Annotated in this window: 1 protein-coding gene (running past one end of the window); it reads right to left on the bottom strand. The window is 62.9% G+C overall.

Features of this window, described 5'->3' with window-relative positions; genetic code table 11:
* On the bottom strand, nt 1–8,964 hold the start of the coding sequence (locus PCOSP_RS17205) for a non-ribosomal peptide synthase/polyketide synthase (protein ID WP_464709127.1). 21,933 nt of this gene lie to the left of the window's left edge; 8,964 of the gene's 30,897 nt are visible here — the first part of the coding sequence; its start codon is at nt 8,962–8,964; the stop codon falls past the left edge of the window.
* Nucleotides 8,965–9,771 lie beyond the last annotated feature (807 nt).

The following is a 9,771-nucleotide window of genomic DNA, read 5'->3' on the forward strand; positions in this document are numbered from 1 at the left end:
CACGGTACGGATTTCGTGCGTGGTGGTGAACGTGGTCGCTTCCGTCGGGCCATAGCCGTTGAGCAGATGCTGCGGTGCGCCATCTTTCAGGACGCGACTGATTACCGCCGGATCCAGCACGTCGCCACCCACGATCAGGTAGCGCAGCTGTTTGAACACCGGCAGCATGCCCGCAGCGTACTGGTGGAACAGCCCGGCAGTCATCCACAGCACGCTGACCGATTGCTCGGTCAACAGCGCGGCAAAGCGCGCCTGGTCCAGCAGCACATCCTGTTCGACCACCACCACGCAACCGCCGTTGAGCAACGGCGCCCAGACATCCAGGGTACTGGCATCGAACGCCGGGTTGGAAGCAAACGCCACCCGATCCCCGGCGTTGAAATCCGCGTAGCCGTTGTTGATCACCAAGCGGTTGATCGCCCGATGCGGCACCAGCACGCCTTTCGGGGTGCCGGTGGAGCCGGAGGTGTACATGATGTAGGCAACCGCTTCGGCGCTCAGGGTCAGATCGAGGTTATCGGCGGACTTGTCCAGCTCGACGGTATCCAGGTCGACACGCACAGGGCCTCGCGTCGCGGTCGTGGCACTCAGGGTCAGCAGTACCCGCGCCCCGCTGTCTTCGACCATGAACTGCTGGCGTTCCAGGGGCGCGTGGATATCCAGCGGCACAAAGGCAGCGGCGCATTTGAGCACTGCCAGTTGGCTGACCAACAGTTCAAGAGAGCGCTCCAGCAAAATCGCCACGCGCTCCCCCGGCTGTACACCCAGGCCGACCAGATGACGGGCCAGGCGATTGGCCCGGTCGTTCAGCTCGGCGTAGGTCAGGCTGTGCTCGTCATGCACTGCCGCCAGCGCCTCGGGATTGGCCTGCACCCGTGCCTCGAACAGACCATGGACGGTCCTGTCCTGCGGATAGCTGCGGGTCGTGGCATTGAATTCCACCAGCAGTTGGCGACGCTCGGCCGACGGCAGGACCGATAGGCTGTTCAATGGCGTCTGTGGCGCCTGCTCCAACGCAGACACCAGGTTCTCCAGCACCACGTTCATGTAGGCGCAGATCCGCTGCGCGCCGATCTGCGGCAGCGCCAGCGCGGTCAGGTGGAAATCTTCGCCCAGGTCGTCCACCGACAGCGTCAGCGGGTAGTTGGTGCGCTCTTCGTTGCTCAGGATCTCGATGCCGTTCCAGGCCGCCAATGCATCGGCCGAAGTCACATCCGCGCCGCTGTGCCGATAGTTGAGCAAGGCACTGAACAGCGGCATCGGCGCGACCACGCCGCTGCAACGTTGGGCCAGGGCCAGGGACGCGTGCTCATGCCCCAGCAGGCCGGTCAACCGGGCATGTGCGGCCTTGGTACTGCCGCGCACATCCTGGTCGCCCACGTCCAGCCGAAGCGGCAAGGTGTTGATGAACATGCCCAATGCATGTTCGGCACCGTCGCCACCCTGCATCCGGCCCATCAACACAGTGCCGAATACTACGTCCTGTTTGCCGGATACCTGGCTCAGTACCCGCGCCCAGGCCAGGTGATGCAGGCTCGCCGCACTCACCCCCAACGTCCGGGCCTGGGCCCGCAGACGGCGACTCAGGTCTGCGCAAAGGTGCAACCCGGCCTCCTCGATATCGCTGCCGTCGCCGCGTACATCCTGCACACCGAAGGGCAGCGTCGGTTCGTCGATGTCACCGAGCATGTCGCGGAAGAATGCTTCATGTTCCTCGCGGCTGACACCCAGGCGAGCCTGGGCCACGTAGTTACGGAAAGGTGCCGCTTCACCCAGTTGATCGCCCTGGCCCAGCAGATGCGCCTGCATTTCGTGGCGCACCACTTCCAGTGCCGTGTGATCCAGTGCCATGTGATGGAACAGCAACAGCGCGACCCAGCGCTGGTTGGCCGGGTCATGGGCAAAGGCAATGCGCATCAGCGGTGCCTGTTGCATGTCGAGACGGTAATGCAGTGTGTCGAAGCGCTCACGCAGCTGTCCGGCGATATCGCCCGCCTCGGCGGCCAGTACCACCTCCTCGACCGCCAGTTGCGCTTTGCGCCAGACCACCTGCACCGGCTCGTCCAGGCCTTCCCAGACCACCGACGTACGCAGAATGTCATGGCGATCGATCACCGCCTGCAGCGCATGGGCAAATGCGTCCAGGCGCCCATGGTCGGTGACGGTGAACGTCGCCTGCAACACATAGGGGTCACCGGTGGCCGCTGCAATGTGGTGGTAGAGAATGCCTTCCTGCAACGGTGCCAGGGGGTAGATGTCTTGCACATTGCGCGCACCACCCGGCACCGTCGCAACGATGCGGTCGATGGCCTGCTGGTCCAGAGCGACCAGCGGTAGCATCGACGGCGTGATCCGAGTGCTCCCCAGCAGAATGCCGTTGTCCGGTACCTCGACATCGCGACCGCTACCGACCGCGGCGGCCAGCGCCATCAAAGTCGGCTGACCAAACAGCACACGGATGTCCGCCGACCAGCCGAGCTGGCGCATGCGCCCGATCAGGCTGACGGCCAGCAGCGAATGGCCGCCCAGCTCGAAGAAGTGGTCGTGACGCCCCACTTGTTGCAGGCCCAACAGGTCCTGCCAGATCTGCGCCAGGGCGATTTCAGTCTCACCTTGTGGAGCTTCGTAGCCGCGGGTGATGAGTGCATCGTGTTCCGGCGCCGGCAAGGCCTTGCGGTCGAGCTTGCCATTGGGGGTCAGCGGCATGGCATCGAGACGCACATAGGCCACAGGCACCATGTATTCCGGCAATTGCCCTTGCAGGTGGCTGCGCAGGGTCTCGATGTCCACCGCTTCTGACTGGGTGAAATAGGCGACCAGACGCTTGTCGCCTGGTACGTCCTCGCGGGCCAGCACCACCGCCTCCTTCACGGCCTCGTGCTGAGCGAGCTTGGCTTCGATCTCGCCCAGTTCGATGCGGAAACCACGGATCTTCACCTGATCGTCGTTACGGCCCAGATATTCGATGTTGCCGTCCGGCAGGTAACGGCCGAGGTCGCCGGTCTTGTACATCCGGGCGTTCGGTTCGCTGCTGAACGGATCCTTGAGGAAACGCTCGGCAGTGAGGTCATCACGATTGAGATAACCACGGGCGACACCTGCGCCACCGATGTAGATTTCACCCGGCACGCCCAGCGGCACCGGTTGTTTATGCTCATCCAGCAGGTAGAACTGGGTGTTCGCCACAGGCTTGCCGATGTGGGCAGCAAAGCCGTCTTCACGGGCCATCGACACCCAACTGGAATAGGTCGTGGTTTCCGAAGGCCCGTAGAGGTTGCACAGACGCTTGACCTGAGTCTGTTCGAACAACGCTTCCACCAGACTGCGCTTGAGGGCTTCACCGGCCACGTTCACCGTATCCACGCCCTCGCCCAGCCCACCGGATTCCAGCAAGGCCTTGAGCGCCGACGGCACGGTGTTGATCAGGGTGATGTCGTGCTCGCCCTGTTGCAGTTCCAGCACATTAGTGACCACCTCGATGCTGCCGCCCGACGTCAGCGGTGCGAAGCATTCGTAGACCGCCAGGTCGAAGTTCAGCGAGGTCGAGAACAGGGTTTTGGACAGGGTTTTCGCATCGAACGAACGATGGGCCCACGTCAGGAAATTCACCGTATTGCGGTGTTCGATCATCACACCCTTGGGCAACCCGGTCGAACCGGAGGTGTAGATCACATAGGCCAGATGCGACGAGGTCAGCTCGGCAACCTGCGGATTCGAGACGGACTCGTCCTGCCAGAGCCCGCTACCGAGATCGATCACAGGCATCTTGGCACCAGCCAACAACCCAAGGGTCGCCGTCTGGACCAGGACCACGGCCGGCGCGCTGTCTTCCAGCATGTAGGCAATCCGATCCGCCGGATAGGCCGGATCCAGTGGCACGTAACCGCCACCGGCCTTGAGAATCGCCAGCAAGCCCACGACCATGTCGAGACCACGCTCGACGCAGATCGCCACCCGCGAATCGGGTTGCACGCCCTGCTTGCGCAGGTAATGCGCCAAACGGTTGGCCCGTTCGTTCAGCTCGCGATAGCTCAGGCGCTGATCGCCATGCAGCACCGCCAGCGCATCCGGCGTGCGCTGCACCTGATCCTCGAACAACCCATGAACGGTCTGTTCCAGCGGGTACTCGGCCTCGGTGGCGTTGAACGCCACCAGCAGTTGCTCACGTTCCGCTTCAGGCAGAATCGGCAAGCGATACAACGCCGCCTGGGGCGTCTGCTCCAGCGCCTCCACGAGTTTTTCCAGGACCGCATGCATGTAGCCGCAGACCCGCTGCGCGTCAACCTGCGCCGCTCCCTGCACCGTCAAGCGCAAACCGTTGCCCAGGTCGTCGACGTTCAATGTCAGTGGATAGTTGGTACGCTCTTCGCCATCCAGGGCATGAATACCCTGCCAAGCATCCGTCACCTGCGCCGAAACGTCGCCCATGGCGCTGTGTCGATAGTTGAGCAAGGCGCTGAACAGCGGCAACGGCGCCGCCACGCCGCTGCAGCGCTGGGCCAGTGCCAGGGAGGCATGTTCGTGACCCAACAGCGAAGTCAACCGGGCATGGGTGGCCTTGACGCCCGCCCGCACGCCCTGGTGCCCCACCTGAATCCGCAACGGCAAGGTGTTGATGAACATCCCCAAGGCGCGATCGGTGTCGGTACCGCCCTGCATCCGTCCCATCAGCACAGTGCCGAATACCACATCCTGCTTGCCAGATACCTTGCCCAGCACCTGGGCCCAGGCCAGGTGCACCAGGCTGGCGACGCTTACCCCCAACTGACGGGCCTGGGCCCGCAAACGCAAGTCCAGGGAAGCCGCCACCGATTGCCGGGCCTCTTCGATATCATGGCCACTGCCCTGCACATCCTGCAGGCCGAACGGCAACGTCGGTTCGTCGATATCGCCGAGCATCTCGCGGAAAAACACCTCATGTTCTTCCCGGCTCATACCCAGGCGTGCCTGGGCCACATAATTGCGATAGGGCACCGCGTCGGCCAGTTGCCCGACGTCGCCCATCAGATGCGCCTGCATCTCGTGCTGCACCACTTCCAACGCCGTGTGGTCGAGCACCATGTGATGGAACAACAACGTCGCAACCAATCGATGATTGGCGGCATCCTGTCCATAGGCCAGGCGCATCAACGGTGCCTGGCTGACATCCAGGCGATGGTGTCGTGGGTCGAAGCGCTGCTGCAACTGTGCCACGGCATCCCCGGCGGCCGGATCGAGGTCGACCGCTTCAACGTGCAGCTTCGCCTCGCGCCAGACCACTTGCACCGGCGACTCCAAGCCTTCCCAGACCACGCTGGTCCGCAGGATGTCGTGACGATCGATCACCCCCTGCAACGCCTCGACGAACGCATCGAGCCGTTCGCGGTGGTCGAAGGCGAACTGTGACTGCAAGACATACAGATCGCCCTGTTCGGCCGAAAGATGATGGAAGAAGATGCCTTCCTGCAGCGGCGCCAGCGGGTAGATATCCTGTACGTTGCCAGCGCCGCCCGGCACCGTCGCGACGATGCGGTCGATGGCTTGCTGGTCCAGCGCCACCAGGGGCAGCATCGGCGGCGTGATCCGCGTGCAGCCCGGCAGGATGCCGTTGTCCGGTATCTGTATTTCGCTGCCGCTACCCACCGCTGCCGCCAGCGCCATCAAGGTCGGCTGGCCGAACAGCACGCGCACGTCGGCGCTCAAACCGACCTGGCGCATCCGCCCGATCAGGCTGACGGCCAGCAGCGAGTGGCCGCCGAGTTCAAAGAAGTGGTCGTGACGGCCGACGCGCTCGACCTTGAGCAGATCCTGCCAGATCTGCGCCAGGGTGGTTTCAACTTCACCTCGGGGGGCTTCGTAGCCACGGGTGATGACCGAATCCAGGTCCGGGGCCGGCAAGGCCTTGCGGTCGAGCTTGCCGTTGGGAGTCAGGGGCAAGGCGTCGAGGTGTACGTAAGCCACGGGAACCATGTATTCCGGTAGCTGCCCTTGCAGATGAATGCGCAGAGCCTCGATGTCCACCGCTTCCGACTGAGTGAAATAGGCAACCAGGCGCTTGTCGCCGGGCACGTCTTCGCGTGCCAGCACCACGGCCTCTCTCACAGCGTCATGTTGGGCGAGCTTGGCTTCGATCTCGCCCAGTTCGATACGGAAGCCGCGGATCTTCACCTGGTCGTCGTTACGACCCAGGTATTCGATGTTGCCGTCCGGCAGGTAACGGCCGAGGTCGCCGGTCTTGTACATCCGGGCGTTGGGCGTGGCGCTGAACGGATCCGTGAGGAAACGTTCGGCGGTCAGATCATCACGATTGAGATAGCCACGGGCGACACCGGCGCCGCCGATGTAGACTTCACCCGGAACGCCTAGCGGTACCGGTTGCTTGTGCTCATCCAGCAAGTAGAACTGGGTATTCGCCACCGGTTTGCCGATGTGGGCAGCAAAGCCGTCTTCACGGGCCATCGACACCCAACTGGAATAGGTCGTGGTTTCCGAAGGGCCGTAGAGGTTGCACAGGCGCTTGACCTGAGTCTGTTCGAACAACGCTTCCACCAGACTCCGCTTGAGCGCCTCACCGGCCACGTTGACCGTATCGATGCCATCGCTCAAACCACCGGATTCCAATAGCGCCTTGAGCGCCGACGGTACGGTGTTGATCAGGGTGATGTCGTGCTCGCCTTGCTGCAGTTCCAGCACATTAGTGACGACTTCGATGCTGCCGCCCGACGTCAGCGGTGCGAAGCATTCGTAGACCGCCAGGTCGAAGTTCAGCGAAGTCGAGAACAGAGTTTTGGACAGGGTTTGCGCATCGAACGAACGATGGGCCCAGGTCAGGAAATTCACTGTGTTGCGGTGTTCGATCATCACGCCTTTCGGCAAACCGGTGGAACCGGAGGTGTAGATCACGTAGGCCAGATGCGCCGAGGTCAGCTCAGGCACCTGCGGATTCGAGACGGACTCGTCCTGCCAGCGCCCGCTACCGAGGTCGATCACCGGCATCGAAGCACCGGCCAACAAACCAACCGTTGCCGATTGGGCCAGCACCACGGCCGGAGCGCTGTCTTCCAGCATGTAGGCAATCCGATCTGCCGGATAGGCCGGATCCAGCGGCACGTAACCGCCACCCGCCTTGAGGATCGCCAGCAAGCCCACGACCATGTCGAGGCCACGTTCGACGTAGATCGCCACCCGCGAATCCGGCCGCACGCCCTGCCTGCGCAGATAATGCGCCAAGCGATTGGCCTGCTCGTTCAGCTCTCGGTAGTTCAGGCGCTGCTCGCCATGCAGCACCGCCAGCGCTTCCGGCGTACGCTGCACCTGTTCCTCGAACAGCCCATGAATAGTCTGTTCCAGCGGGTACTCGGCATCGGTGGCGTTGAACGCCACCAGCAGTTGCTCGCGCTCCGCTGCGGGCAGAATCGGCAAATCAGCCAGCGACGACGCAGGCGCACACTCCAGCGCCTGGGCCAAAGTCGCCAGCGCCGTTTCCATATAGGCACAGATCCGCGGCGCGTCGATCCCGTTCACCGCCTGGACGGTCAGGCTGAAGTCCTCGCCCAGATCATCCACAGAGAGCATCAGCGGGTAGTTGGTCCGCTCCTCGCCACCGAGCACCTGGATACCGTTCCAGGCAGATACCGCTTCAGTCGAAGTCGCCGTACTGGTGTGACGGTAATTGAGCAAGGCGCTGAACAGCGGCGCAGGTGCAGCCACACCGCTGCAACGCTGGGCCAAGGCCAGGGAGGCATGCTCGTGGCCGAGCAATGCGGTCAACCGTGCATGGGTCGCCTTGACCCCGGCGCGTACATCCTGCCCGCCAATGCTAACCCGCAGCGGCAAGGTGTTGATGAACATGCCCAAGGCGCGGTCGCCCCCTTCGCCGCCCTGCATCCGCCCCATCAGCACGGTGCCGAACACCACATCGTCCCGACCCGACACACGGCCCAGCACCTGCGCCCAGGCCAGGTGAACCAGACTCGCCGCACTCACGCCGAGCAGACGCGCCTGGGTCCTCAAGCCCAGACTCAGGCTGCTGGCGAGTGTCAGTGTGGCATCCTCGATGCCCGGTCCTGCGCCCTGCACCTCTTGCAGGCCGAATGGCAGGGTCGGTTCATCGACATCGCCCAGCATCTCGCGGAAGAACCCTTCATGGGCTTCAGCACCTATGCCCAGGCGCACCTGTGCCACGTAGTTACGAAAAGGTACCGGCTCAGGCAATTCATCGGCCCGGCCGAGCAGGAATGCCTGCATCTCATGCTGCACCAGCTCCAGGGCTGCATGGTCAAGCGCCATATGATGGAACAACAGAATCGCCACCCAGCGGTTGTTAGCCCGATCCTCAGCACAGACCAGGCGCATCAACGGCGCCCGTCCCACATCCAGACGGTGGTGTCGGGTATCAAAACGCTGATGCAATTGCCACTCGATATTGCCCTCGGCCGGATCGAGCGCCAGCTCCTCCAGCGTCAGAGTGGCCTCGCGCCAGACCACTTGCATCGGTTCCTCCAACCCTTCCCACACCACCGAGGTGCGCAAGATGTCGTGGCGATCGATCACGCCTTGCAAGGCCTGGAGAAAATCGTCCAGGCGAGCCCGCTGGTCTACGCCGAACAAGGTCTGCAACACATAGGGATCACCCTGCTCTGCGGCAAGGTGATGGTAGAAAATACCTTCCTGCAACGGCGCCAGCGGGTAGATGTCCTGGACATTGCCGGCGCCACCGGGCACGCCGTCGACGATCCGGTCGATCTGCTCTTGAGTCAGGCTCGCCAGCGGCAACATGTCCGGTGTGATGCGGAACGCCGGGCTCAACCAGTCGCCACCGTTTCTCTCCACCAGGGCGAGCAGTTCATGCTTATGGACGGCCAGACTGTCCCATACCGTGCTCTCCAGCCCTTCGTCATCGCCCTCGATCACAAGGTTTTCGCCATCCTGCTGGAGACGAATCGGGTGCTTGGAAAGCGCTGCCATCAGTTCGCTGAATTGCATCGAAGGACCTGCTTTTCTGGTTCGGAGTGGTTGACGATCAATGTGGTTTTCAGACACGGCGTGTCGCCTGGACGCGAGGATTGGCGGTGGACGGGCCGATCACCGCGTGCGGGCCAATGCAATGAATATCGTCATGTGCAACCGAAGGAGATCCCTCTCCGGGACTGTCTCCTTACAGGCCAAAAAAAATTAGAGCATTCAGTAGGGCATGTCTGTCATGGGAAGCAGGGACAAGTCCCGACGACGAACAGGTGGATGCCAACCCTGTGGAAACCGGGCTTGCCCGCGATGGCGGTGGCACATTCAACATCTGTGTGACAGACACTCCGCTTCGCGAGCAAGCCCGCTCCCACAGAGGGATCTGGGGTGAACAGGATTGGCGAGGCGATGCGGAAAAACTGTGGGAGCGAGCCTGCTCGCGATGACGGTGGTACGGCGAACATCACCACAAGCTGACCCACCGATATCGCGAGCAGGCTCGCTCCCACATTGGATTCAGGGTGTACGCAGCATCTGCATACCCCGCCCAACCCTGTGGGAGCCAGGCTTGCCCGCGATGGCGGCGGCACATCCAACATCTGCGTGACAGACACTCCGCTATCGCGCGCAGGCTCGCTCCCACATTGGACTTGGAGTGAGCTGGCCTTTGCGGACACCGCCAGACCTGTGGGAGCCGGGCTTGCCCGCTCCCACAGAGGGATTTGTCAGCAGGATTTGCGCGGCGCCGCGGAAAACTGTGGGAGCGAGCCTGCTCGCGATGACGTCAGCCCAGCCGACATCGCCGCCAGCAGACAGGCCCCCAGGGGT

It is taken from the genome of Pseudomonas sp. MAFF 730105 (genome assembly GCF_055380705.1).